Here is a 25,507-nt window from a genome sequence, read left to right on the forward strand (position 1 = left end):
GGGCGTCGACCCGGGATCGGGCGTCGTCGAGCCGTGAGGGCTTCACCGTCAGGGTGAGTCGCGAGAGGAGAACTGGCCTGGCCGGGTCGGCACCTGCGGCAGGTGGGGTGTAAACGGCCTGTACCTGGACGCGCCCCCGGCGCGTCGGAACCTCCTGAACTCCGAGCTCGTCGCGGCTGGAAGGCAGGGGGAGGGTGAACGCGGCCAGGCTCGCGGCCGCCATGCCGTGTGGCGTCATGCGCACCGCGATTGCCCGCCGGCGTACGGCGGCGCATGTCAGGACCACGAACAGCCCGGCAACAAGGAAGATCATGCCCCAGACGGCCTTGTCGAACAGTTCTTGGGTGGATTCGTTGAAGATCAGGGGGTATGGGACGGCTATCACGATGAACGGGGAGGCCACCAGCAGCATGCCCGCGAGCATCGCCCATAGCATGCCCGCGGCGCGGCTGTTGGGGTCTTTAGCGACGTGGAGGAACCGTGCCGACGCGATATCGCGATGGGTCACGGTTGAGTTCTTGGTGAGCCACCGGTTCGTGCCCTTGAAGCAGAAGACTGCTCCAAAGGTGACGGCGGTCAGCATGAAACTATAGGTGGTCGTGACCGTGACTATCTGAGCCGCCCCATTACCTACGCTGCTGCTCTCGCTGGGGTATCTCGCAGCTTCCTCCATGGAAGCCAGTGCGTAGCCGGACAGGAACAGGGCAGCCGGGAGAAGGAGCACGATGCCGACAGCGATCAGAGTGAGCAGGCATCCGAGCACCATGGTCCCGGTGGTGGGGCGGGAGCGGATGTAGATCGCCACGGGTCACCCTCCTGAAAATTGATAGCAGGTCAGTTGCAGCATAGTTGGATCGGTGGGGGGCGTTCGACGCCGTTGGGAACATTTCTGTGCGGTCGGGGACATTCGACGCCGTCGGGGACCGGGATCCCGTCCCCGGACGCGCAGGATGTCTCCCTCCGCAGCGGCGTGCACCCGGCCGCGCGGAATGTCCCTGGCTAGGAGGTCGTGCTACCCCCGACGCGCGGAACGCCCTAGTGCGCGAGACGGATCCATATCCGATGGGGCACCACCAACCCGACTGCCATCGCCAGCACAATGACGATGGCCGTGGCCAGGTCGCTCGCCGTCGCCTCCAGCGCAGCCTCCGCGTGCGACTTCCCCACCAGGCTCAGTGTCCCCGCGGCGGCTCGGAACAGGTACACGCCCGGCACAAGAGCCACGACTGCGGCGAATCCCGCCCCCGCGAAAGGAATATGCCGTGAGCGGCACACCGGCGTGAGCAGGCCGCCCACCACCAGGCAGGCCAGCAGGGAGGAGGCGGGCGCGTTCCAGTGCCACCACGTCAGCGCGCCCCAGTGCGCCGCGTGCGCGAGCCCGCCGGCCAGGAACGCCCAGCCGAAGGTCCTGACCGGCATGGAGAAGTACACCGGGTAGCACATAGCGAGGACGGCGGCGGCCAGGACGTCGAGCCATAGTGGGATCGCGTCGGTCGTCGCTGTCAGCGGCAGGCCGGTGCCACCGATGAACAGGCCCCCGATGATGCCCGCGCTAATGGCCAGGATCGTCAGCGCCGCGTCAGTTAAACGCGCCAGGCCCATGTCATGGCGGCGCTCGGCGATCTCGATGGCGCCGTTGAGGACCTGGGGGCCGGGCACGAGCACCATTCCCGGACACACGGCCACGAGCCGAGCCGTGCCGGTCCAGCCGAGGTGGACGGCGAGTGCGCCGGCCAGGCCGGCGATGAGGGCGGCGGCAAAGGTCTGGGTGACTGCCGTCGTCCGCTCCGCCAGCGCGCGCCGCGCGAGGCCGCCTGCTCCCGCCGCCACGAAGACGAGGATGACTGACGGCGGGTGGTGGGCCCCGAAGATGAGGGCGAGCAGGCTCGCGCCGAGGCCCGCCGCCAGGGCGAACATCCAGGTAGGGCTGTGGGGCTGGGTCCGCGCCTCCTCCAGCAGGTCATCCAGCTCGTCGAGGGTCAGGGAGTCGACGGTACTCAGACGGTGCTGGATGAGAGTCGTGCGTCCCATGTGCACCGCCACAGGACGGATGGCTTGGACCGCGGCTACGGCCCCATCGGTGTCGGCGAGCGTGACCTGTGACCAGGTAGGCAGCAGCGTCAACCGGGTGCCTAGCAGCTCGTTGAGCCGTTCAACGGTGGCTACCGCGGCGTGGGTGGACTGGCCTGAATCCAGGAGCAGAGCGGCGGTCCGGGCGGTGAGCCCGGCCGCGCGCCGTCCTTCTGCTCCCGTCAGCCGGCGGCTCAGACCTCGACCTCGGGATAAACCGGCTGCCACATGGCGTCCTGAACCGCCTGGATGAGGTTGTCGTGACTCGCGGTGGCGACGCCGTCGGCCTCGGCCTGGCGGGCGACCGCGACGGCGACCGTCGCTGAGGAGGCGCGCAGGTTCTCCACCGGAGGCAGGAGGGAGGACCCCGGGCTGGTGGGATCGACCTGGTTCGCGACGGCCTGTGCGGCGGCGAGCAGCATGCCGTCGGTCACCCGGCTCGCGCCGGAGACAATGACCCCCAGCCCCAGGCCCGGGTAGAGCAGGGCGTTGTTGCCCTGGCCGATCGTGAACGTGATCCCCTCGTACTCGAAGGGCTCCACCGGAATGCCGGTGGCGACCAGCGCCTTGCCGCCGGACCAGGCGATGACGTCGGCGGGCATGGCCTCGATCCGCTCGGTGGGGTTGGACAGTGGCAGAACGATGGGGCGCTCGACGCCGCTACTCATCTCCTCGATGACCTCACGGGTGAAGGCCCCGTGGTCCGTGGAGGTCCCGATGAGGATCGTGGGGTGGACCCGACGCACCGTCTCGAGCAGGCCGATCCTGCCGTGCTCGCGGGTCCAGTCCGCCACCTCGGAGGCCGGTCGCGCGTAGGCCTGCTGGTAGTCGGGCAGGCCCTCCATGTCGTCGGTGACGAGGCCCGCCCGGTCGATGAGCCAGATGCGGGAGCGCGCCTCGTCGGGGCTGAGCCCGTCGCGGACCATGCCGGCGTGGATCTGGTCGGCCATGCCGGTGCCCGCGGTACCAGCGCCGTAGACGAGCAGCCGCTGATCGGCGAAGCTCTGGCCGGTGACCCTCATGCCGGAGACCACCGCGGCGATGACGATCGCACCAGTGCCCTGCATGTCGTCGTTGAAGATGCGGTACTTCTCGCGGTTGGCCAGCAGGATGCGGCGAGCGTTGGACGGGCCGAAGTCCTCGAAGTGAAGCAGTGCGTGGGGGAAGAGCTCGGCCGCGACGGACAGGTACTCGTCGATGAGCTCGTCGTAGCGCCGACCGCGCACACGCGCGTGACGGTTGCCCAGGTAGGCGGGGTCATTGAGGAGGGCCTCGTTGTCCGTGCCGCAGTCCAGGTTGACGGCGATCGCCCGCTCGGGGTGGATGCCGGCGGCTGCCGTGTAGACGGCGAGCTTGCCCACGGAGATGTCGGTGCCGTTGACGCCCCAGTCTCCGATCCCGAGAATCTCCTCGGCGTCGGAGACCACGAGCAGGTCGACGTCGTCGGGTCCCAGACCCAGGCCTTCCAGGGAGGGGCGCACGTCCTCAATACGGTCCACGGACAGGTAGACGGCTCGCGACCTCCGGTAGTCACGGCTCCACTTCTTGATGGCCTCGCCGACTGTGGGGTCGTAGACGATCGGCAGCAGCTCGGCGAGATGGTCGGCGAGCACTCGGTAGTAGAGGACCTCGTTGCGGTTGTGGAGCTGGTCCAGGAAGACGTACTTGTCCAGGTTCGTGGGCTGGGCGGTCAGCTGTGCGTAGGTCCGAGTCGCCTGCTGGTCAAGGGTCTCGACGGCGGAGGGGAAGCGGCCGATGAGTCCGAGCCGACGCCGTTCCTCCTCAGTGAAAGCGGTGCCGCGGTTAGTCAGGGGGTCGGTGACGATGGTTGGCTTGGTCGGCATGTGGTCTCCTCAAGAGCGAGTGGAGCCGATCGTCAGTTTAGTGACGATGCTATTGGATTGTGGAAGTAAACTAACGCTCGTTCTTCTGAGACGTCCACCGGTGCTGGTGCGATGGCGCATCGGCTGAGGCGGAGCTCGCCGGCTGGTGGAGCCGCTACAGGTAACCCCGCATGAGGGGGAAGATCTCCTCGACACTCTCGGCACGGAGGTGCTCGGGGTGCTCGGCCGCCACCGCGTCCAGAATCGCCTCGAGAACGATGAGCGTGGCCACCCGTGTCCGGAACATCGCCTCCTGGGTGGCTAGCGGCGTCGTCAGCAGGATGTCCGCCAGGGGTACGAGTGGGCCGGTGCGCCGATTGGTCAGGAGGATCGAGGTAGCGCCGCGTTGGCCTGCCAGGCGCAGCAGGGCTTCGACCGGAGCCGGGTGCCGGTCGAAAGTCGCAGCGAGAACGACGGCGTCGGCCTCCAGTCCGGCCAGGGCGTGCGCCCAGTGGTCGGTGCCGTCCAGGATGGTGACACCGCCTCTGAGGTAGGAGAGCAGGAGACCGAAGTACTGCATGAGAGGCCGACCCGTGGCGACGGCGCCCAGGTAGAGGGGGCGATCGGTGTCGCTGACCAGAGCGCAGGCGCGGTTGAAGGCCTCCGTATCGATCGCGGAGGAGCATCCGGCGAGCACCTCCTGAGCCGTGCCGACCCGCTGCTCAAGGACGGACCGGGGCAACGGCGCAGCGTCGTCGTGCATCCGCCGCAGGCGTTCGACCGGTAGGGACAGCTCTTCGCGCACGCCGGTGCGCAGGCTGCGACTCATGGCGCGGAAGTCTGGATATCCGAGCTTGCGTGCGAACCGGCCCACTGTCGCCGAGGAGACCCCTACGGCGCGGCAGACCTCCTCGAGGTTGAGCAGGGCGGCGCCGGGCAGGTTGTCCTCGTAGAAACGGGCGACGTCGAGCTCGCGTGCGGTGAGGCGGGCGGCCGCGAGCCTGTCCAGAAAAGGACCGTCCTCAGATGGCTCCACGGTGTCCAATTTATCGGAGTCGTCAGGTTGGGTGCTGTCGACTCGCGTTCACAGGAGGTGACGTTGTCGTCGGGGACATTTCTGTGCGGGCGGGGACGTTCGACGCCGTCGGGGACCGGAATCCTGTCCCCGGACGCGCCGGTTGTCCCCCTCCGCAGCGGCGCGCACCCGGCCGCGTGGGATGTCCCCGGCCGCAGGAGGTGGGTGGGGTCGGGCGGCGCAGGCAGGAGAGCGGTGCTGGCAGGAGGGGTTGCGGTATCGGCAAGAGGGTGCAGGCCGGCGGGAGGATACGCGGTACCGGCAGGAGGCCGGGCGGCCCTCGGCGCAAGGATCGCCGGTCCCAGGAATAGGCCGGGCCCCGGCCGTGTTGGCCGCAGTGGAACCCATCTGTCTCCACGGTCTTGAAAGGAACGCTCATGGCCACCAAGAACATCACCGGCCCCGAGTTCAAGGACACCATCCACGGCGAGGGCATCACCATCGTCGACTTCTGGGCCTCCTGGTGCGGCCCGTGCATGCGCTTCGCCCCCATCTACGAGAAGGCCTCCGAGGCCAACCCGGACATTACCTTCGCCAAGGTCGACACCGAGGCCGAGCAGGACCTTGCCGGGGCCCTGGGCATCTCCTCGATCCCCACGCTCATGGTCTTCCGTGACAACGTGCTGGTCTACCGCGAGGCCGGCGCCCTGCCCGCTCCGGCGCTGGACTCCCTCATCACGCAGGTGCGCGAGCTCGACATGGACGAGCTCAAGGCCAAGATCGCCGAGGAGGAGGCCGCCGCCGGCACTCAGGCCTGATCCGCCACCCACCGCGGGGCCGCCTGCCGGTCCCTGCAGCCGTCCGACGTCGCCCGGGAACCCGCCGTTTCTGGGCGACGTCGTCGTCTGTTACCCGGCTCGCCCACCCAAGGGCAGAACATTACGTTTTGATATCCTATGATGGCCCGCGTGAAGTTGGAGTCCCACGTCAGCCACGCTGTCAGAGCCCGATGGGCGGTCCCCGTCGGCGCCTCAGGCCGCGACGCGTTGGTGCGCCACCTCGTCTACGCCTTCCTGCGTTCTGACCCCGAGGGTGCTACGGACTGGATCGACTCGACGGTCCCCACCGACCCCGACGAGCTGCGCACCATGCTCGACTTCCTCCTCACCGCCCGCCCCCCGGCGCCCCTTCCCGAGGACATCGCCGCCGACCTCGACACCCTCCTGGAGGCCGAGGCCGCCGAGCGCGGCATGGTCGACGCCACCGAGATCCCGCCCCTGGCCATCACCGACCACGTGCCCGGCCTGCTGGGCCGCAACGTGGCCTTCTGGCGCGGCGACCTCACCCGGCTGCGCGCCGGCGCCGTCCTCAACGCCGCCAACTCCGGGATGCTCGGCTGCTTCGCCCCCGGGCACCGCTGCATCGACAACATCATCCACGCCGTCGCCGGGCCGGCCCTGCGCGCCGAGTGCGCCCGCTACATGACCTGGGCGGAGACCTTCGACCCCACCCGCCGCCAGGGCGGGGAACCGGCCGGCCGGGCCGTCTTCACCGGCGGCTACCACCTGCCGGCCCAGCACGTCATCCACTCGGTGGGGCCCGTCATCGAGGACGGGCGCAAACCGACTCTGCATGACCGGCGCCTGCTGTCCTCGTGCTACACGAGCGTCCTCAACGTCGCGCACGCCGCGGGGCTGGGCAGCGTCGGCCTGTGCTCGCTGTCCACGGGCGTCTTCGGCTACCCCAAGCGGCAGGCCGCCCTGGTGACCCTGGAGACGATCGGCCGCTGGCTGGCGGCCCACCCCGACTCCCGGCTGCGCATCGTCATCAGCCTCAACGCCGACGTCGACGTCGCCGCCTACGAGGCCGCCCTCGCCCCGCCGCCCTGGCGGCCGTAAGGGGCGGGGGTCCTCCACTTTCAGCGCGCCCGAAGGGGGCGCACTGCACGAGGGCCGGGAGCCACTGGAGGAGGGCTGGGTGCACTCCGCGTAGGTGGGGCTCTCGTGCAGTACGCACAACTCGCGGCCAGTAGATCCCCAACCTCGTGCACTACTGGCGGTTCCAATTGCCGACGGCGAACCCGGTCCGCTGGTAATGCCTGCAGGCCAGGTCCTCCGAGGAGCGGTCAGCTCGCCTGAGCCCGGGCCGCGGCGCGGGCGGCCGCCGGGGCCGCAGCCGCAATCGCCTCCAGCTCCGCCTCGCCGTGCGCGGCCGAGACGAACCAGGCCTCGAACACCGACGGCGGCAGGCCCACCCCCGCCTCGAGGAAGGCGTGGAAGAAAGGCCCGTAGCGCCAGGTCTCCTGGGCGCGGGCGGCCTCATAGTCGCTCACGCCCTGCTCGGCGGCCCGCTGCCCGAACATGAAGGAGAACAAGGAACCCGCCCGCTGCACGCGGTGGGGCACGCCCTGCTCACTCAAGGCGGCCGAGACCACCTCGCCGATGGCCTGGGCGCGGGCGGCCACCGAGGCGTAGACGGCGTCGTCGGCCAGCTGGAGCGTGGCCAGGCCGGCCGCCGTGGCCAGCGGGTTCCCCGAGAGCGTGCCCGCCTGGTAGACGGGGCCGTCCGGTGCCAGCAGGTCCATGACCTCCGCGCGCCCGCCGACGGCCGCCAGCGGCATCCCGCCGCCCACGACCTTCCCGAAGGTCAGCAGGTCCGGCACCCAGGCGGCGCGCTCGCGCCAGTCAACGCCGGGCCAGGAGGGGGTACCGGCGCCGGCGGTGGCGAAGACCGGCAGGTTCGCGGTCCAGCCATCGAGGGCCTCCAGGCCCCACCAGCCGGCCGGGCCCACGCGGAAGCCGGTGAGGACCTCATCGAGGATCATGAGCGCGCCGTGCTCGGCGGTGATGCGGCGGATCGCGGCGTTGAAGCCGGGCGCCGGCGGCACGATCCCCATGTTGGCCGGGGCGCCCTCGGTGATGACTGCGGCGATCTCGGCGCCCCGTTCGGCGAAGCAGGCCTCCAGGGCGGCGACGTCGTTGTAGGGCAGGACGATGGTCTGGGCGGCCACGGCCGCGGGCACGCCGGCGCTGCCCGGCAGGCCGCCGGTGGCCAGGCCCGAGCCGGCCGCCGCGAGCAGGCCGTCACTGTGCCCGTGGTAGCAGCCGGCGAACTTCACCACCAGGTCGCGGCCCGTGGCGCCGCGGGCCAGGCGCACGGCCGTCATCGTCGCCTCAGTGCCGGTGGACACGAAGCGCACCTTCTGCGCGGCCGGCACCCGGCGGCGCACCTCCTCGGCCAGGAGCGTCTCCGTGGCGGTGGGGGCGCCGAAGGACAGGCCGCGGGCGGCGGCCGCCTGGACCGCGGCGACGACCTCCGGGTGGGCGTGCCCCAGGAGCGCCGGGCCCCAGGAGCCCACCAGGTCCACGTAGCTGCGGCCCTCGGCGTCGGTGACGTGGGCGCCACTTGCCGAGGCGATGAATCGCGGCGTGCCGCCCACCGAGCCGAAGGCGCGCACGGGGGAGTCGACGCCCCCGGGGATGACGGCGCGAGCCGCCTCGAACAGGGAGGTGTTGGTGGAGGGCCGGCCTGCGGGCTGCGATTGCTGAGTCACGATGATCCTGTCGATGAACTGGTCAGGGCCGGTTCGGGCCAGCCGTACCGGGCGGGACTGCCTGACAAACTACCTGACTGAGGCCGTCTGCCGGGGCGTTGAACGTGGCGTTGACCGGTTGGGAACGCGGGGGAGGGTGAAAGTGTCACTACTGGCGACTTTTCAGGTGGTCGAAACCGGCTCCTTCTTGCAGTATCCCAGGTCAGGGGGTGGTTACTTCCAGATACTGAATGAGGTGGGAGTTGAAAAGTCGCCACCGTGGACACTTTGACGACGTGATGCCGCTGGGGACCGTTCGCTATGACGGGCGACAAGACCGGTCAGCGGAGCTGAAGCTCCTCAAAGCAGGTGGGGAGGACATGTCTCCGGGCGCGCTGGGGAGACGTCGCCGGTACAGTCCGCGGGGCCGGAGGTGCGTCCGCGGCGAGCATTCTGCCTGGTCGAGGCCCGGGGCACCCTTGATACCGCAGCCTGTCGCCGGACCTACCGCAGGGCCGGGTTCTCGGCGATCTCCCTGGTCCAGTAGGTCAGGACCATGTCCGCGCCCGCGCGCACGATCCCCAGCACTGACTCGGCGATGACGCGCTCGCGGTCGATCCACCCGCGCTGCGCGGCCGCCTCCACCATCGCGTACTCCCCGCTGACCTGGTAGGCGGCCACCGGCACCGGTGAGGTGGCGGCGACATCGGCCAGCACGTCCAGGTAGGGGCCGGCCGGCTTGACCATGACGATGTCCGCCCCCTGCTCGATGTCGAGCATTACCTCGCGCAGGCCCTCGCGGCGGTTGGCCGGATCCTGCTGGTAGGTGCGCCGGTCGCCGGTGAGTGTGGAGCCCACGGCCTCCCGGAACGGCCCGAAGTAGGCCGAGGCGTACTTCGCCGAGTAGGCCAGGATCGCGACCTCGTCGTGTCCGGTGGCGTCCAGGGCGGTGCGGATCGCGGCGACCTGCCCGTCCATCATCCCCGAGGGCGAGACCATGTGGGCCCCGGCCTCCGCCTGGGAGACGGCCATGGCCTGGTAGGTGGCCAGGGTGGCGTCATTGTCGACCTCGCCGGCGCGCGGGCCGTCGGGGCGGATGAGCCCGCAGTGGCCGTGGCTGGTGAACTCGTCCAGGCAGGTGTCCGCGCACACGACGACCTCGTCCCCCACCTCCTCGCGCACGGCTGCGATCCCGCGGTTGAGGATGCCGTCCTCGGCCCAGGCTGCTGTGCCGGCCTCGTCCCGGGTGGCGGGAACGCCGAACAGGTCAATGGCGCCGATGCCGGCCTCGGCGCAGGCGGCGGCCTCGCGGCGCAGCGAGTCCAGCGTGTGCTGGACGACCCCCGGCATCGCCTCCACGGGGCGGGGGGCGTCAATGTCCTCGCGCACGAACACCGGCAGGATGAGGGCGGCCGGGTCCACAACGTGCTCGCGTGCCAGGCGCCGCATCGCCGGAGTGGTGCGCAGGCGGCGGGGGCGGACCGTGGGGGGCTGCGGGGCAGGGACGGAGCGGCGCGACAGGAAGTCGGCGGCCGGTCGGAGGGCGTCGGTCATGAGGTGCTCCTGGTGGTTGTTGGTCCGCCGCCCGCAGGTTGTCCAAAGTGTTGGAGCGACTGGGATTGGGCGGATCGGGTGGACTTGGGAGGAGGTCTGTGCAGGGGGTACTCGCGTCGGACTGGGAGGCTGCGAGGTGGTTCCGTGTCACGAATGGCGACTTTTAGTGCGCTGATCGGGGGCGTGGCTCTCGAGCGCATCCGAGCATCCGGCCCTGACCTGGGCAAATGCCTGAGAGGCAGGTGCGCCGAGGGTGGCCGTGGCGATGAAAAGTCGCCAATCGTGACACTTTTGCCCGTGTGCGGCCATCACGGCGGCTCCTGAGGGGCAGGAGCGGAGCCCGTGGCGCCCCGGATGGCGTCGATAGTGGCTTGGAGAACCCCCTCGGGCGTGGGGGAGGGGGCGGTGGCAGCGACCGGCAGGCCGAGTTCACGGGCGGCCGCCGCCGTGGTGGCACCGATGGCCACCAGTCCAGTTCCCTGCGGCGGCGGGCCGAGCAGTTCCAGGACTGCCCGGGTCGTGGATGGGGCGGTGAGCACGACCGCGTCCACACCGCCAGTGGCCCACGTGCGCTCCAGGTCCGGGGGCAGGTCGTGGGCGTCTGCTGTGACGGTCGTGTAGGCGGCCACCTGCTCCACCTCCCAGCCCGCCCGACGCAGGCCGTCCGCCAGTGCTGGGTCGGCCAGAGCCGAGGCCGGCAGCAGCACGCGCCGCGCCGCCTCCGGGAGAGCTTGAGGAGAATCGGGAGCATCGCCAAAGGTGTGGGCTCTCCCGTCGGAGTCATCTCGGCCGCCGCCGGGAAGGCCTCGAGGGGCCGTCTTCGATTCCGGGCTCCGTGCTGGAGTGTGGGGTGACGGGGCGCCGTGGTGGGTGCTGGAAATGTCGGGTTCCTGGTGGGGTGTGTGGCCTCCGGTTGCTGGGCTGCCGGCGAGGGCAGGTTTCTCCAGGAGGGCGGCGGCCGATCCCCGGGCCACCAGGTCGGGGGAGGCGCCGGTGAGCTTGGTCCAGGCCTTTGCGGTTGCCGGCCCGACGACCGCCACCCGCATCGGCGGGATTGTTGCGCTTGGTTGGTGCTGTCTAGGCGGGGTGATTGGGGCGTGTGGAGATGCGGCGCTGTCGTGGGGGTCGGGAGTGCCGGGTTCCTGGTGGGGTGTGTGGCCTCCGGTTGCTGGGCTGCCGGCGAGGGCAGGTTTCTCCAGGAGGGCGGCGGCCGATCCCCGGGCCACCAGGTCGGGGGAGGCGCCGGTGAGCTTGGTCCAGGCCTTTGCGGTTGCCGGCCCGACGACCGCCACCCGCATCGGCGGGGTGGTTGGGGTGTGGGGAGGCGCAGTGCGGTACGGGCTGCTGGGCGCGGTGGGCTCTGGGTGGGGCTCGTGGCCCCCTGTCACCGGGCCGACTCCGGCTTCCGCGAGCAGGTACGGCGCCAGCGCCTCAACCGTCCGGGCTGAGGTGAGTACCAGCCAGGCCGCCTCGCCCGCCATGATCCTGCGCGCAGTCGCCTCCAGCGCCGCCGCCTCACCCGGAACCGTCCGAGTCACGGCCGCGCGCAGCACCCGAGCCCCGGCCCGCTCCAGCGCCGAGGCGATGCGGTCGCGCTCCTTGAGACGCGGCAGCAGAACCACCCGCCCCGACAGTGGCGCCCCGCCGCCCTCCCGGGGGTCGCCTGGGAGGCTCCCGGTCGAGTCAGTGCGTGAGGTGGACTGCGTCATGGCCTCAGTCCCGCCGGGGCTTGTTGGCGTGCAGGTCGACGATCTGGTCGGCGCCGTCCTCCAGCAAAACCTCGGCCGCCCTGGCCCCCAGCGCCTCGGCCGCCCGAATCGCCGCCGCCGCAGTCTCCCTGGGAGCTTCCGGCCCCCCAGTGGCCTCGGGCAGCTCGGTGCTCAGCTCGCAGCCGACCTCCTGACCGCCATCGAGCGAGGTGACCACCGCCCGCAGCACGAGCACCCGCGGCGAGCGGCGCGAGACCGCCGAGCCGCGCGGCCCCGCCGCAGCGGTTGCCTCCGTCCCCCCGTGCTCATCGCCCCGATCCGCGGCGATCCCGACTGGCCGCGGGCCGCCACTCGCCGCCCCGGCGCCCTGACTGGTCCTGGCCACGGCGGTGTCATCGCCGCCGAACTCCTCGTTCCATCCGGTCTCGTGCACGGCGCGCTCCTCCCGCGGCTCCTGGCTCTCGCCCCGTAGGTGCGCCCAGGCCCCCACCGGCGCCGCGCAGCCGGCCCCGAGCCGTGCCATGAGCGCCCGCTCGGCCGTCACCGCCAGACGCGTGGGCTCGTCGTCGAGCGTCGCCACGGCCCGGGCCAGCTCCGCGCAGTCCTCGCCGGCTCGCGCCTCCACGGCCAGGGCCCCCTGAGCCGGCGCGGGCAGCATCGTCTCAAGGTCCAGGACCTCACTCGTGCAGTGCTCCAACCCCAGGCGCCGCAGCCCCGACAGGGCCAGGATCACCGCGTCCAGGTCATCGGCGGCATCGGCCCGGCTCGGCGCCACCGGCTCATCGGTGCCGACGCCGACCGCCTCCAGCCCCCGCACCCGCGCCAGGCGCGTGGGCACGTTTCCGCGCAGGTCCACCACCTCCAGGTCGGGGCGGGCGGCCAGCAGCTGGGCGGCCCGACGCGGCGAGCCGGTGCCCACGCGGGCCCCCTCCGGCAGGGCGGCCAGGGTCAGGCCGTCGCGGGCGCACAGGGCGTCGCGCGGGTCCTCGCGCGCCGGCACACAGATGACCTCCAGCCCCTCGACCGGCTGCGTGGGCAGGTCCTTGAAGGAGTGGACCACCAGGTCCACCTCGCCGTCCAGGAGCGCGTGGCGCAGCCGGGCCGCAAAGACCCCCACGCCGCCGAGCTGCCGCAGGGGCGTGCGGTCGCCGTCGCCGTCCGTGCGCACGGTGACCAGGTCGATGCCCAGGCCGCCGGGGCCCCCGCCGGCCGCGCCGCCCCCGCCGGCCGCCTGGCGCAGCGCCTCGGCGACCTGCCCGGACTGGGTCAGCGCCAGGCGCGAGCCGCGCGTGCCCAGCCGAAGCCGCCGGGAGTCCGTCTCCGTCGTGGTCATGCATCCCCTCCTCGTGCGCGGTTCTCAATCGTCGCGTTCGTACCGTAGGGCTCGCCTTCGTACCTTGGAGGTACGAACTCGCGACCTAATATACGAACGCGCCGCCCACCCCGGTCCCGGCGCGGCGCTTCACACGTCATGGGAGCCCATCAGGCGCCCGGCCGCGGCGCGGGCGTGCCCGACGACGGCCGCGATCCCGGTCCCGGCCACCCACGCCCCGGTGACCTCCAGCCCCGTCACCGGCGCCAGCTCCTCCTCCAGGCGCCTCGTGCGCTCCCGGTAGGCGGGCGTCACCGGCGGCAGCGTCCCGTCCCAGCGCACCAGCAGGTGGTCGATCACCGCCTCCGGCTCGATCCTCACCCCGGTCAGGGCCGCCACGTCATCGAGCGCCACCTGCAGATCCACCTGCGGGCGCGGCCGGCCGGGCCGACCGTAGGACAGGCGCAGCGCGTGGACGTCCGGGCCGTGCAGCGCCCGCAGCTCGGCACCGACCCACGGCCACTTGGCACTCAGGTGCGACAGCGCCTTGGCTCGCACCGGGCAGGCGGCCGGGCTCGCAGACCCCCCGCCGGGAACCGTCCCGTCAGAGACCAGGCCAGAGGCCCCGGCGCCGGCCGACAACGACGCAGTGGGGCCGGCAAGTTCCACTGGCTCAGCGGGCTCAGCGGGGCCGGCGGGCGCCACGAGCAGCCCCGAGCCCACCGGCTCACCACTGAGCTCCGGCGCCCGCGCCACCAGCGTGAAACGGGCGATCGGCGCCCCTACCGGCACGGTCAGGTCCGTCGCGCTCGCGGGCAGGCCGCGAATCCCCCGCAGCAGCCGCAGCGCGGCCCCCGCCGAGCACGCCACGACGACGCGGTCGGTGGCCACAACCTCCTGTGCGCCATCGGGCACCGGCTCGTCCGACGGCGTTGGACCCCGGCGCGTCGGGGTGATTCCCACCCGCCAGGCAGCGGGCACCTCCCCGTCCGCGCAGTCCTGGCCTCCGCCGGGCCGCAGCCACTGGGCGCCGGTGCGGGTGCGCACGCTCCCGCCGCCGGCCCCGATGGCCTCGCGCAGCGCGTCAGTGAGCCGGAACAGCCCGCCCTCGACGGCCGCGTCCACGCTCCGACCGCCCGCCCCGTCCTTCCGGGCCCGACGCCGCTCCAGCACTGCCGCCACAGCGGCACTCAGGGAGCCCAGCTCCGCCGTGGCCCGCCGCAACCCGGGCATGACGACGTCGGCCGCCAGGTTCGCCGGGTCGGCCGAGTGGATGCCCGCGACAATGGGCTTCACGAGGCGCTCCAGGACGCCGGCCCCCATGCGCGCGGTCACGAAGGAGGCCAGGTCGGCCGGATCCTCAGGGCCGGTGCCCACCGCACCGGGAAGGTCGGCGTCCTGCGCGGCCCGACGCGCGGCCTCCTGCCCGATGATGGCGACGACGTCGGCCGCCAGCGGGTCCACCGGGATCCCCAGGTAGGCGTGGTCAGGGAACCGGTGCAGCCCCCACTGGGACGAGCCTGCGCCGGCGCCCGGCGCGAGGGGCGGCAGGAAGAGCCGGGGCTGGCCGTGCGGGGCGGCGGTGCGCAGCCCCAGCTCGGCGAGCATCGAGGTGGCCGCCTGGCCGCGCACGACGAAGCCCTCAGCACCCAGGTCCATGCGCGCCCCGCCGATTCTCCCGGCGGCGACGAGCCCGCCGGTGTAGCCGCGCGCCTCAATGAGCAGCGGCCGCAGTCCGGCGCGCACCAGGTCCCAGGCGGCCGTCAGCCCCGCGATCCCGCCGCCGATGACGAGCGCGTCCCACCGCTGGACCGGCGCCTGGGGGGCGGCCGGACTCGCCGGCCGGGCAGCGGCCCCCGGAGTGCCTGGGTTAGCCGCGCCAGCCGGGCCGTCCAGGTCTCCCTGGTCGCCCGGAGCGTCCAAGGTGCCCCGGATATCTGGCCTGCCCTGACCTTCCAGGTCTGCCGAACCTGCCGGGCCTGCTGGCCGGGCATCGGTCTCGGGGGCGCTCGGGCCTGCCGGGCCGTACGGGTTGCCCGGGTTGCTCCGGCCTCCCTGGCCGTCAGAACCGTCGATGGTGCCCTGGTTGCCCAGGCCGCCCTGACCCCGCAGGCCTCCCGGACCTGCCGGAGCGCCCCGACCGTCCAGGCATCCCGGAGCGCCGCCCCGACCGCCAAGGTCGTCGGGCGCCCCGTACCGGTCCTCCTGGTGGCCCCCGGCGGGCTGCGTGTGCTCAGTCATTCAGTGCTCTTCCCGTCCGGGGCGGCGCGTCGTGCGGGCCAGGGGCCGTCCGCCAGGACCCCGAGGCGCCTGCCGGCCGGGCTCCCGCAGGCTCTGCCGGTCCTGCGGTTCCGGCCCGCTCGGCCCGCCGGGCACCTCGCCGGCCTGAGCCGGCGCATCGGCGACGGCGTCCCACCCGGCCAGGGCCACGGCCTCCCAGTCGGCCGAGCCGTGCACCCGCGCCACGATCCGGGTGAGGACATCCGCGTCAGTGGCCGGTGGCACCCCGTGCCCCAGGTTGACCACGTGCCCCGGCGCCGCGCGCCCGGCGGCCAGCACCGCGTCGACCTCCTCGGCGACCAGCGGCCACGGTGCCGCCAGCAGTGCCGGGTCGAGGTTGCCCTGGACCGGGCAGGACCCCTCCTGCGGGTCGGCCGTGGCCAGCGCCTCAATCGCCTCACCCAGCTCGATGCGCTCGTCCACGCCGACGGCGTCGGCCCCCACCTGCCGCATGAGCCCCAGCAGCCGGGCGGTCCCGGTGCCGAAGTGGATGAGCGGCGCAGCCTCACCGGTGGTGGGGGACAGGGCGCCCCGGGCCGTCTCCAGGGCGAGCGCCGAGTAGGGGGCCACGCGCTCGCGGTAGGTGCGTGGGGACAGTGAGCCCGCCCAGGAGTCGAAGAGCTGGGCCGCGGCCGCCCCGGCGCGCACCTGTGCGGCGATGAACTCGCCGGTCAGGCGTGCGCACCACGTCATGAGCCGGTCCCAGGAGTCGGGGTCGGCGCGCATGAGCGTGCGCGCCGCCAGGTGGTCGCGACTGGGTCGGCCCTCCACTAGGTAGGCCGCCAGCGTGAAGGGCGCCCCGCCGAAGGCGAGCACCGGCGTCCACCCCGCCGACCCGGCGCTGTGCTCCAGCCCGGCGCGCGCCCGCTCACTGAGCCCCTCGCGCGCGCCGGGTGCCTGCGGACTCCCCAGCTCGACGACGACGCGCCGCACCGCCTCCTCGATCGCCCCGACCCCCTCGGCGCCGGGGCCGTCACCGAAGCGGCGGGCCACCAGCTCATCCACCTCGCGGCCGCTGCACACCGGGGCGTCGAGGACCGGCCCGACACCCTCCTCGATCCGCACCCCGACGCCCGCCAGGCGCAGCGGCACCATGATGTCGGAGAAGAAGACAGCGGCGTCGACGCCGTGGCGCCGCACCGGCTGCAGCGTCACCTCCGCCGCGAGCCCCGGGTCCAGGCAGGCCTCCAGCATCGGGACGTCGGCGCGCGCCCGCAGCGCCCGGTACTCCGGCAGCGACCGTCCCGCCTGACGCATGAACCACACGGGCGTTCGTGCGGGTCTCCGGCCCGCCAGCGCCTCCAGGAGTGCCGGCGACGGAGCCAGTCCCGTTGTGGTCTCGGCAGGCCCCGCCGCTCCGGCAGCTCCCGCCGCTGGTCCGGGCGTCGCCCCGTCGGCTCCCGCGCCGGCTCCGCCTCCGTCCTGCTGCCGCTCTTGCGCCGCCCGCTCGGACTCAATTGAATCATTGTGTGAACTGCCGGTGACGAAATCGCCGTTATCGGACGAAGAATGCTGACGCCGCGTGCTTTCCCTGTGATAAGGGAACTGAATGTGAGACATATCCGGCTGCCTCCTGTAAGCAGTGGTCAGAGGGGGTTATTGCGCGTAATGATGCGGCGTTTCAGGCGTCCGTCAGGTGCTGACGGAGTGTCAGAAATATGGTGGTGACGCATTGTCATGATGTCGGGTGTGTGTCGCCACGCCGCTATTGTGCCCGCACCCCGCGGTGATGTTTCAATAGCGCACGTTGTGACTACTCATCTTCTCTCCGCAGACCATCGACTGCCGGGCCTCGACGTCGTTGCCCGGCTCGGCGCGGTCGCCCCGGGGCTGGGGCCGGACCTCCTGGAGGCGGTGCCCGCGCTGCGCGGGGTCCTGGTCCTGTCCACCTGCAACCGCCTGGCTCTTCTCCTCGACGCCGACTCCTGGGCCGACACCGGCTGCCCGGCGGCCCTGCACCCGGACCTCCCCCCGGCGGACGCGAGCCAGCCCGCGGCGGCGTCGGACCTGGCCGAGACCATCACCGCCTTCCTGGCCGAGCGTGCCGGACTCCCCCCGAGCGGCCTCCGGCTGACCCACCTGGTCGGGGCGGCCGCCCGCCGGGAGATGCTCGCCATCGCCGCGGGCCTGAGCTCGATGGTGGTCGGTGAGGCCCAGATCGTCGGTCAGGTCCGCCGCGCCGCCGAGACCGCCGCCGCCGAGGGCACGCTCAGCCCCGAGCTCGTGCGGGTCGTTGAGCGTGCCTCGGCCACCGCCCGCCGGGTGGCCCACGAGACCGAGCTGTCCGGTCAGGGGCGCAGCGTCGTCGCCGTCGGCGTGGATCAGGCCGCCGGCCACCTGCCGCCGCTGGAGGACTGCCGCGCCCTCATCGTCGGCACCGGCTCCTACGCCGGCGCCACCGTCGCCGACCTGCGCGCCCGGGGCCTGAGCGAGATCGCCGTCTACTCCGCCTCCGACCGCGCCGAGGCCTTCGCCGCCGGCCACGGCCTGCGCGCCGTGCCCACCGGTGCCCTGAGCCAGGCCATGAGCCGCGCCGACCTCGTGGTCACCTGCCGCGGCACCGGCGGGCCGATCCTCACCGTCGACGTCGTCGCCCCCGTCGCCGCCGAGCGCGCCGGCTCAGGCGGGGGAGCCGGCCGCCCACTGGTCATCCTGGACCTGGCCCTGACCCGCGATGTCGATGAGGCCGTCGGCGCCCTGCCCGGCGTCGTCCACCTCGACCTGGCCCGCGTGCGCGACGCCGTGCCCGACGCCGAGGCCCAGCAGGTGGCCGCCGCCCGCGCCATCGTCGAGGCCGAGGCCGCCGACTTCGAGCGGGCCCTGGCCGGCCGGGCCATGGACCCCCTCATCACCGCCCTGCGCGCCCAGGTCGGTCGCGTCGTCGCCGAGGAGGCCGCCCGCCTGCGCCCCCAGCCCGCCCGCCGGCTCGCCCTGGCCGTGCCCGCCGTCGACGGGCGCGCCGGAACCGGCGTCAGCGGGGTCAACAGCGCCGACGCCGCCGCGGGGGCCTGCCCCCATCGTCACCTCCCTGCCGAGCCCGGCTTCGATGCCGCTGGCCAGATCGACGGCGAGCCGATGGTGCCTCTGGCGCAGGCCGAGCGGGCCCTGCACCACCTGGCCGCCCGCCTCCTCCACCAGCCCACCGTCATGGCCCGCCGCGCCGGCCAGGAGGGCCGCGAGGAGGCCTACCGTCAGGCCCTCGAGCTCGTCTGGGGCCTGAAGAGCGCAGGGGAGAACCATGACTGACGCCGCCGCGTCCGTGCCCGGGCCCACCCAGGGGGCTCCCGCACGCCTGGACGCCCGCCCGGACACCCTCCCGGGCGCCGACCTCGCCGGAGCTGCGGCCAGCCTCCCGGCCACCGACCCGCTGGCCCCCTACGACGCCGTCCTCCTGCTGTCCTACGGCGGGCCCCGCCGCCCCGAGGACGTCCTGCCCTTCATGCGCAACGCCACCGCCGGCCGCGGCGTGCCCGACTCTCGCCTCCTGGAGGTCTCCGGCCACTACCAGGGCTTCGGCGGCGCCTCCCCGATCAACGCGCGCAACGCCGAGCTGCGCGACGCCCTTCAGGCCCGCCTGGCCGAGCGCGGCTCGACGCTGCCGATCGTCGTCGGCAACCGCAACTGGCACCCCTTCGTCAGCCAGGCCCTGCGCGAGCTGGCCGACGCCGGAGCCCGCCGCGTCCTGGCCCTGCCCACCGCGGCCTTCGGCTCCTACTCCGGGTGCCGCCAGTACCGCGAGGACCTGGCCGGCGCCGTCGCCCTGCTCGCCGACGGCACGGACGGCTCCACCGGTGAGGGATTCGAGGCCGACGCCGCCGCCCGGGTCGGCGGGGACGGGGGCGGCCCCGTGGAGCTCACCGTGGACAAGACGCGCCCCTACTACAACACCCCCGGCCTGCTGCAGGCCAACGTTGACGCCATCGTCGAGGCCTACGGGGCGCTGGCCGAGCAGGGAGTGGCGGCTACGGAGGCGCGCCTCGTGCTCGTCACCCACTCCATCCCCCTGGGCATGGAGGCCGGCTCCGCCCCGGGGTCGGGCACTGAGAGCACTCACGGCACCTCCGATGTCGACGGCCCGACCGAGGCCGGGCGGCGGGAGCCAGGTGTGGCCGCCGACCTGTCCACGGAGGTCTCCTACGTCGCCCAGCACGAGGCGCTGGCCGCCGTCCTCGTGCCCGAGGTCGCCCGTCGGCTCGGCCTGGAGAGAGTGGATGCCGACCTCGTCTACTGCTCGCGCTCCGGCCCGCCGCAGGCCCGCTGGCTCGAACCGGACGTCAACGACCACCTTGAGGCCTTGGCCGCCGGGCACCTGACCGACGGTAGCCTCGCGGGCAGGCCCGGGGGCGTCGTCGTGGCTCCCTTCGGTTTCATCTCCGATCATATGGAGGTCGTCTTCGACCTCGACACCGAGGCCGCCCAGACCGCCCGCGACCTGGGGATGCCGTATGTGCGCGCCGCCACCGTCGGCACCCACCCGGCCTTCGTCGACTCCCTTGTCGACATCCTCGTCGAGCGGGCCGCCGCCGCCCGCGGCGAGGACGTCCTACCCGACTCGACCACCGGCGTCGGCCCCTTCCACACGGTGTGCCCGGACTCGTGCTGCCGGCCCGGGACCCGCCACCCCGGCCGGCCCAACCGGCCCAGCCAGCACAGTCACCACGGGACCGACGGCGCCGGCTTCCGATAGCCCTAAGCCCAGCAGCTCCGATAAGAACCAGGAGAAGAAATTGAGCACCGACACCCGCAACCAGCACGGCCACCCCGGCGGTCACCCCGGTGAGGGGGGCCTGCACCGCTTCGAGGACGAGGAGCGTCGCCCCCACCGCGACCCGCGCGACGCCACCGATGTCGACCTGGAGGCCATCAACAACCAGTACCACTACACCCTTTACAGCGTCTTCCGCCTGAGCCGCCCGCTGCCCGCCTCCCAGCCCGAGCGCGAGCAGCTCCTGGGGGAGAGCACGAACTTCGTTGAGGCCGGCGGCGTGACGACGCGCGGCTGGTACGACGTCGGGGGCCTGCGCGCCGACGCCGACCTGCTCGTGTGGTGGCTCGACGACGACCCCGAGGTCCTTCAGGACGCCTACCACCGTCTGCGCGGCAGCGCGCTGGGCCGCTACCTGGAGCCGGTGTGGTCCTGCATGGGCCTGCACACGCCCGCCGAGTTCAACCCCCGCCACGTGCCGGCCTGCCTGGCCGGGGTAGCGCCGCGCGACTGGGTCATGGTCTACCCCTTCGTGCGCTCCTACGAGTGGTACCTGCTCGCCCCCGAGGAGCGCTCGCGCATGATGGCCCAGCACGGGCGCCACGGCTTCTCCAAGTACCCCGACGTCAAGGGCTCGACCTTGTCTACCTTCGGCCTGAGCGACTACGAGTGGATCCTCGGCTTCGAGGCCGACAGCCTCGACCGGCTCGAGGGGGTCCTGCACCACCAGCGCTACACGGAGGCGCGCATGCACGTGCGCGTGGACACGCCCTTCTACACCGGGCGCCGCGTCAGCCCGCAGGAGTGGGCCCAGCGCCAGCCCTGGGCCTGACTCCCTGCCCGCGGGGACATTCGACGCCGTCGGGGACACTCCCCTCCAGACGGGGACCAGTCACGCGTTGGGGGACAGGAATCCTGTCCCCCAACGCGCAGGATGTGCCCGTCAGTATGCGGGCATGCTGACGGGGAGGAGATGATGAAGTGGGATAGTAAATTAACTAAATCATCCATCAATGGCGCATCTGAGAAAAAGCCTTCGGATGCGATACACGAAAAGATCGTCGGATCTTCTTGGAAATCCACACAGGCGACCACGTACGCAGATGATATCAAAGGAAAAATTTCTGAGTTTGAAACATCATGGGCCACCGCAAGGGACAATACTTGGATGGTCTGGCATGGGGAGGAAGAGCAACTGGATGACGAAGGCGATCAGGCATGGAAGACCAATACGGACCTGTGAAGTGAGGGAAAAGTGACGTACGTATACCTGAACTATGAAAATATGAAGTCGATCATTAAGACGGTCAAAGACTACGCAGATAATGCCGAGAAAGCGGATGCTGGCACGAACGCAGTAAATTTCGTTCATCATTTTGCCGTAGATCTATCTACAATGAGCGGATGGAAAGATAAGATTCAAGCACTACGTGACAAAGCCAAGGAGATCGATAATAGAGTTGAATTAGCGAAACATCAGAGCGAGAATGGCTTAAGTCCTAAAAATGGTGGAGACATTTCTTATTACGTGCCTGACGGCATGGAGGACACGACCGAAAATGTCCAGAAGGCAAGTTGGGGATTAGACAATGCGAAGTCAATCCAGGAGGCTGCCAAAAGCAAGGACGGTAAGGATAAGCGTGGCAGGACTCTTGAGCAGATTATCGAGGATACTGCGTCACTTCAGGATGATCCCGCATATAGCGCGGCCTATATTGATAAGGTCGGCATTGAAAATTTAGCACAACTATCGCTTGATGTAGACGAAAAATTGGGTGGAAAGCGTAAAGTTGGCGGGGGCTTGGTCGCAAAAGGCGAGTATATAGAGTCCCCTTCTAGAGGTGGGAGGAGAATGGCGGACGCCTTCGGACATATGATGGCGGCTGCATCAAACTCATGGAGTGACGAAGAAGCAAAGAACAAGGCGGAAAAACTTTCATCATCGGTGTATGATAAGCAAGGTAAAGTTAACTGGGGTAGGGTCTCTGCAGTAAATACAATGTTGTCTGCCTCGCAGTACGGGAATATTGACGGGGTTGATGGCACCACAGACCGAGGAATCGGACTGTCCTACGGAAACCAAACGTTTCTTACTGAAATGGGTAAAAATCTGGAAAAAATTCCGGTCAGAAAACATATGGCTGGGGATTCTGAATTTATTAACATCGGGGATACCCACAATCCACTTCAGGGCCTAGTGCATGCAATGTCGGGCAATCCGGAAGCAGGAACCCGTTGGATCTCGCCGCCACTTGATGAAAACGCTTCCGAAGATGAGCGGAGACAAGCGGCGGAGAGCTCGGCAAATCGCGTAAGAAAAATAATGGCTTATTCTTCGGTGGGAGACAATCAATGGACTGACGACTGGATGGTGCTCGCAGACAAAGCGTCTGCGAGGGCCAGTTCGTCCAAGCCTATCCCTGGTGACACAGATGGAGTGAATTCCGCTACAACGGTATCGGCCATCTTTAATGCAGTTGGAGAAAGCGGCGATCATGTCAATCTATCCAATCCTGCTCGTGTTCACGCCGCTCAAACTTTAGCTCGTTACCCAATCGGAATAGAGGAGTCTGCAAGGGAAGGCAACGAGAAGGGAATTTACATCAAGGGACCTGGAGCAGCGGAATGGGCTAAGAGCAGATCCACGCAGCCGATTCTGTCCGACTTAGCGCTCTCGAACTTGACCGGCGAAGTTGGTCAGAATGACGATGCATCCTCAACACTCGCAACCTCAAAAGCTAAGTTTAATGAAGAACGCATTAGTATAGAAACGGAAGAAGCAAGAAGAACTGGCGACTACTCGGGATTAGTTGACGCTTATGATAGACAAAGTAAAGCCAACGGATTCGTTGCAGGAGCTATCGCGCGAGATGCTGAGCACAGGAAGGGGGATGCGGATGCCCGCACGAAGTTTTGGGTTGACGCAGGTGCCAATGTCGTTAGTGCTGTACCAGTCGCTTCAGAAGCTAGTTCTGCTGCAAAAGTCGCAGCTAATGCTGTTAAGTCACAAGCGACTGCGTCAGCAAAAACGTCCATGATGGATTTGGTAGCAAATGAAGAGGCGGCAGAAGAGAAAGCGAACAAGGACAAGTATACCCAAGGTAAGGTGGCCAACCGAGTGTCAGTTACCGAGTCAGTCTTGAAGTCGGGTGCTTACACTCAAGAGCAACTTGCGCAAGTCGCTGGAAAAACGGGGTCGAATGCTGATTCAGTGCTCGGTGAAGACGGAAAAGTAAAACTTGGCACTGGAGGAATGTCTAATTCTCAGTACTCCGACATGAAGGGAGTTGCCCCACTTTTGTTTAGAGCTCAAAAAACACCCGGGTCGGGGTCAACTGAACTGGCGATTCCAGCGTTCGAGAATTTGGATCAGACCGTGGATAACTCATATGAAACTGCGTATCGGTCAGCTAAGCCGTTGAGTACTAGTAAGGGTGACGAGGTGGCGCCGAAAGCCAACGAACACTAATTCTAGATGGCCTGAAGGGATGTTGCCGCATGGTTAGTGAATTCATAAACCGTATAGTAGTTTTGTTTTGTGCAGTGTCGTTTGTCGTAGTTTCTGAAGGGTGTGCGTCAGGAGGTGAGAAAGAAAAAAACCTCAGTTCGACGCAGGCAGTTGTTTCGCCATCGGTTGCGGTGTCAGGCACCGATTTTACTTGCCCAGGTGTTGCAGATGAGGCAGTAGAGGCTATGTTTGGGGGCCAGATTAAGTATCATCCTGACACGGTTATTGAGAAAGGCGTGCCAACCAAGGTGACGTGCTATGTCGACGTTGATAATGTTTCCGAGGGTTATAGTGGGGTGGGCCTGAGAGTTAACTCTACTCACTATAGAGAGGGTATAGATCCTTGGTGGGGTGGCTATCAGGGTGGTTATGAAGGTGTGTTCTCTATTCCTGGCGATAGTGGTTTCGGTGAACTGCAGCTCGCGAGCGAGGGTGGCGGCACGGTTTTGTACAACTGCGGTGACAGGTATCATTACATAATGGTGTCGGTTATGCCTCGGTCGGGAATGAAAGGTAATCTTAAAGCCAATTTGATTAATTTGACTTCATCAATGGTGCCATGGATGTGTCAAGGCCACCCGATTCCCGGGCTTGGTGCGCCTATGGATGCCGCCCCACCCAATCCCACAGGTGCGCCAACACCTCCTGCGGATTTCCAGTCTTCGAAGTCAACCTCCACTGAAGTGGCGATGCCGGCATCTTCTGCTAGGGGGTAAACTTCCTGAGAATCGGGAGTTGTGTTGGAGTGTTTGGTTTTTAATTTTAAGAATTATCGTGTCCTATGACGGCTCTTCGTGTTTGAGGGTGTGGTAGCTGGAGCCTATTGAAGTGCATAGGTGGGGTGGGTGCGTCGTTGCGGTGGGTTGGGGTCGGGGTCCCCCGATGATGGGAGCTGCTAGACAACCGTCACGAGAGACTTCGACCTGCCTGAGACTACCTTCACCGACCCTGACCTGACGACCTTCCTTGGGCTGGACGCACTGGGACTGATAGTGGTGGGCCGGCTCCTGACCTCGACGAGAGCCATTGTGGAGTGCCGCATGCCGATCGGGTTTGAGGACCCGTTCTGCAAGGCCTGCGGGGCCCAGCCTGACTGGTGACACCTTGGTGGGTTTTCGGTGACTCGGCGTGAGTTTTCGTTGGTATTGCGGTGTCGGGGGTCTGGTGGTGGGGCACTAAGACCTGAGTTGCACAGGTTGGGGTGGTTTGTGTTTCAAAGTGGGGTTTTTCGTTGGAATTCTGGGGGTGGGGTGGTTGTTTTGGGGCACTAAGGCGGCGGTAGGATCTGGTGGGTGAGTCCGTACCTGCGTCAGGTCAAGACAGCCTCGGGGGCCACGGCCGTGCAGGTCGTGGCCAAGGACCATGGTGTGCGCCGGATCGTGGAGCACCTGGGGTCGGTCCATGACGAGGCCGGGCTGGCTGCGCTGATGCGTCTGGGGCGCCAGCGGCTCCTGGCCGGCCAGCAGGTCCTGGACCTGGGGCCAGCACTCGACGGTGGCGGCCAGACTCCCGGTGACGAGCCGGGTGACGGTGGTGCGGTGCGAAGGCCGCAGATCATCTCGCGCAGGTCGGGCTGGCTGATCGAGGCCCTCCGTTCGGCCTACAGGCGTCTGGGGCTGGGTGAGGCGGTCGGGGGTGACCGGGCCTTTGAGCAGATGGTTCTGGCGCGTTTGGTCGAGCCGACCTCCAAGGCCGACACTCCCAGGGTCCTGTCCGAGATCGGCTGGCCGGCCCCGGCCCACCGCAACACCTTGTACGCCTCCCTGGCCCGGGCCCAGGAGCGGGGCTACCGCGAGAGCCTGTCCGGGGCTCTGTTCGAGCACGTCACCGCCAGTGGGGGTCTTGCCTTGTGCCTGTACGACGTCACCACCCTCTATTTCGAGGCCGAGCGTGAGGACGACCTGCGGCGGGTGGGTTACTCCAAGGAGCGGCGGGTCGACCCTCAGGTCATCGTCGGCGGGCCTGTCCAGTTTTCTGTGTAAGCGGTTTACAGGTGGGG

General features: G+C 69.3%; 18 protein-coding genes and 1 pseudogene. 9 read left to right on the forward strand and 10 right to left on the reverse strand.

Features of this window, described 5'->3' with window-relative positions:
- From HMPREF2883_RS15035 to HMPREF2883_RS04290, 4 genes are all read right to left on the reverse strand, one after another.
- Positions 1 to 805 (reverse strand): hypothetical protein (locus HMPREF2883_RS15035; RefSeq protein ID WP_070659133.1); only part of this gene is annotated, 805 nt, incomplete at its 3' end.
- A gap of 230 nt (positions 806 to 1,035) precedes the next feature.
- Positions 1,036 to 2,298: a threonine/serine exporter family protein gene (locus HMPREF2883_RS04280; protein WP_070659134.1), complete on the reverse strand. Its 1,263-nt coding sequence runs from the start codon at positions 2,296 to 2,298 to the stop codon at positions 1,036 to 1,038.
- Positions 2,265 to 3,914 (reverse strand): NAD-dependent malic enzyme, encoded by a 1,650-nt coding sequence (locus HMPREF2883_RS04285; protein WP_070659135.1) that lies wholly within the window; start codon positions 3,912 to 3,914, stop codon positions 2,265 to 2,267. Before HMPREF2883_RS04285 ends, HMPREF2883_RS04280 begins: the two co-directional genes overlap by 34 nt.
- Before the next feature lie 154 nt (positions 3,915 to 4,068).
- Positions 4,069 to 4,929: a MurR/RpiR family transcriptional regulator gene (locus HMPREF2883_RS04290; RefSeq protein WP_176747142.1), complete on the reverse strand. Its 861-nt coding sequence runs from the start codon at positions 4,927 to 4,929 to the stop codon at positions 4,069 to 4,071.
- 416 nt (positions 4,930 to 5,345) lie between these two features.
- Here HMPREF2883_RS04290 and HMPREF2883_RS04295 point away from each other — a divergent pair, with 416 nt between their 5' ends.
- Entirely contained in the window at positions 5,346 to 5,726 is a 381-nt protein-coding gene (locus tag HMPREF2883_RS04295; RefSeq protein WP_009406633.1) for a thioredoxin family protein, read from the forward strand.
- Between the two features lie 138 nt (positions 5,727 to 5,864).
- The gene (locus tag HMPREF2883_RS04300; protein WP_070659137.1) at positions 5,865 to 6,806 is read left to right on the forward strand and encodes a macro domain-containing protein; all 942 of its coding nucleotides are present in this window, start codon (positions 5,865 to 5,867) and stop codon (positions 6,804 to 6,806) included.
- 227 nt (positions 6,807 to 7,033) lie between these two features.
- Here the strand turns inward: HMPREF2883_RS04300 and HMPREF2883_RS04305 are convergent, their stop codons facing one another.
- The 6 genes and pseudogenes from HMPREF2883_RS04305 to HMPREF2883_RS04330 all read right to left on the reverse strand — a co-directional run.
- Positions 7,034 to 8,461 carry a glutamate-1-semialdehyde 2,1-aminomutase gene (locus HMPREF2883_RS04305; protein WP_070659138.1) on the reverse strand — a complete coding sequence of 476 codons (1,428 nt, stop codon included), beginning with the start codon at positions 8,459 to 8,461 and terminating at the stop codon, positions 7,034 to 7,036.
- A gap of 483 nt (positions 8,462 to 8,944) precedes the next feature.
- On the reverse strand, positions 8,945 to 9,994 hold the full coding sequence (gene hemB / locus HMPREF2883_RS04310) for a porphobilinogen synthase (protein ID WP_070659139.1): 1,050 nt from the start codon (positions 9,992 to 9,994) through the stop codon (positions 8,945 to 8,947).
- Between the two features lie 308 nt (positions 9,995 to 10,302).
- Complete coding sequence (locus HMPREF2883_RS15410; RefSeq protein WP_083313545.1) at positions 10,303 to 11,703, reverse strand: uroporphyrinogen-III synthase; 1,401 nt, start codon at positions 11,701 to 11,703, stop codon at positions 10,303 to 10,305.
- A 4-nt stretch (positions 11,704 to 11,707) separates the two neighbouring features.
- Complete coding sequence (hemC, locus tag HMPREF2883_RS04320) at positions 11,708 to 13,036, reverse strand: hydroxymethylbilane synthase (RefSeq protein WP_070659141.1); 1,329 nt, start codon at positions 13,034 to 13,036, stop codon at positions 11,708 to 11,710.
- 129 nt (positions 13,037 to 13,165) lie between these two features.
- On the reverse strand, positions 13,166 to 15,256 hold the full coding sequence (locus HMPREF2883_RS04325) for a protoporphyrinogen/coproporphyrinogen oxidase (protein WP_256277318.1): 2,091 nt from the start codon (positions 15,254 to 15,256) through the stop codon (positions 13,166 to 13,168).
- A gap of 198 nt (positions 15,257 to 15,454) precedes the next feature.
- Positions 15,455 to 16,855: pseudogene (locus HMPREF2883_RS04330) on the reverse strand (uroporphyrinogen decarboxylase); the annotation flags it as partial.
- Positions 16,856 to 17,044: 189 nt separating this feature from the next.
- Between HMPREF2883_RS04330 and HMPREF2883_RS04335 the strand changes: the two are divergent.
- From HMPREF2883_RS04335 to HMPREF2883_RS04350, 7 genes are all read left to right on the forward strand, one after another.
- Positions 17,045 to 18,541: a glutamyl-tRNA reductase gene (locus tag HMPREF2883_RS04335; RefSeq protein WP_070659142.1), complete on the forward strand. Its 1,497-nt coding sequence runs from the start codon at positions 17,045 to 17,047 to the stop codon at positions 18,539 to 18,541.
- Complete coding sequence (locus HMPREF2883_RS04340) at positions 18,534 to 19,982, forward strand: ferrochelatase (protein ID WP_083313547.1); 1,449 nt, start codon at positions 18,534 to 18,536, stop codon at positions 19,980 to 19,982. Before HMPREF2883_RS04335 ends, HMPREF2883_RS04340 begins: the two co-directional genes overlap by 8 nt.
- A 40-nt stretch (positions 19,983 to 20,022) precedes the next feature.
- Entirely contained in the window at positions 20,023 to 20,832 is an 810-nt protein-coding gene (hemQ, locus tag HMPREF2883_RS04345) for a hydrogen peroxide-dependent heme synthase (protein WP_070659143.1), read from the forward strand.
- Between the two features lie 141 nt (positions 20,833 to 20,973).
- Positions 20,974 to 21,243, forward strand: coding sequence for a hypothetical protein (locus HMPREF2883_RS14670; protein ID WP_141759026.1), 270 nt, complete (start codon positions 20,974 to 20,976; stop codon positions 21,241 to 21,243).
- A 12-nt stretch (positions 21,244 to 21,255) separates the two neighbouring features.
- Positions 21,256 to 23,469: a DUF6571 family protein gene (locus HMPREF2883_RS14675; RefSeq protein ID WP_371080351.1), complete on the forward strand. Its 2,214-nt coding sequence runs from the start codon at positions 21,256 to 21,258 to the stop codon at positions 23,467 to 23,469.
- 29 nt (positions 23,470 to 23,498) lie between these two features.
- The gene (locus HMPREF2883_RS14680) at positions 23,499 to 24,224 is read left to right on the forward strand and encodes a hypothetical protein (protein WP_141759028.1); all 726 of its coding nucleotides are present in this window, start codon (positions 23,499 to 23,501) and stop codon (positions 24,222 to 24,224) included.
- 576 nt (positions 24,225 to 24,800) lie between these two features.
- Positions 24,801 to 25,490 carry an IS1634 family transposase gene (locus tag HMPREF2883_RS04350; protein ID WP_256277319.1) on the forward strand — a complete coding sequence of 230 codons (690 nt, stop codon included), beginning with the start codon at positions 24,801 to 24,803 and terminating at the stop codon, positions 25,488 to 25,490.
- The last annotated feature ends 17 nt before the right edge of the window (positions 25,491 to 25,507 follow it).

Source organism: Actinomyces sp. HMSC075C01 (genome assembly GCF_001812965.1).
GTDB lineage: Bacteria > Actinomycetota > Actinomycetes > Actinomycetales > Actinomycetaceae > Actinomyces > Actinomyces acetigenes.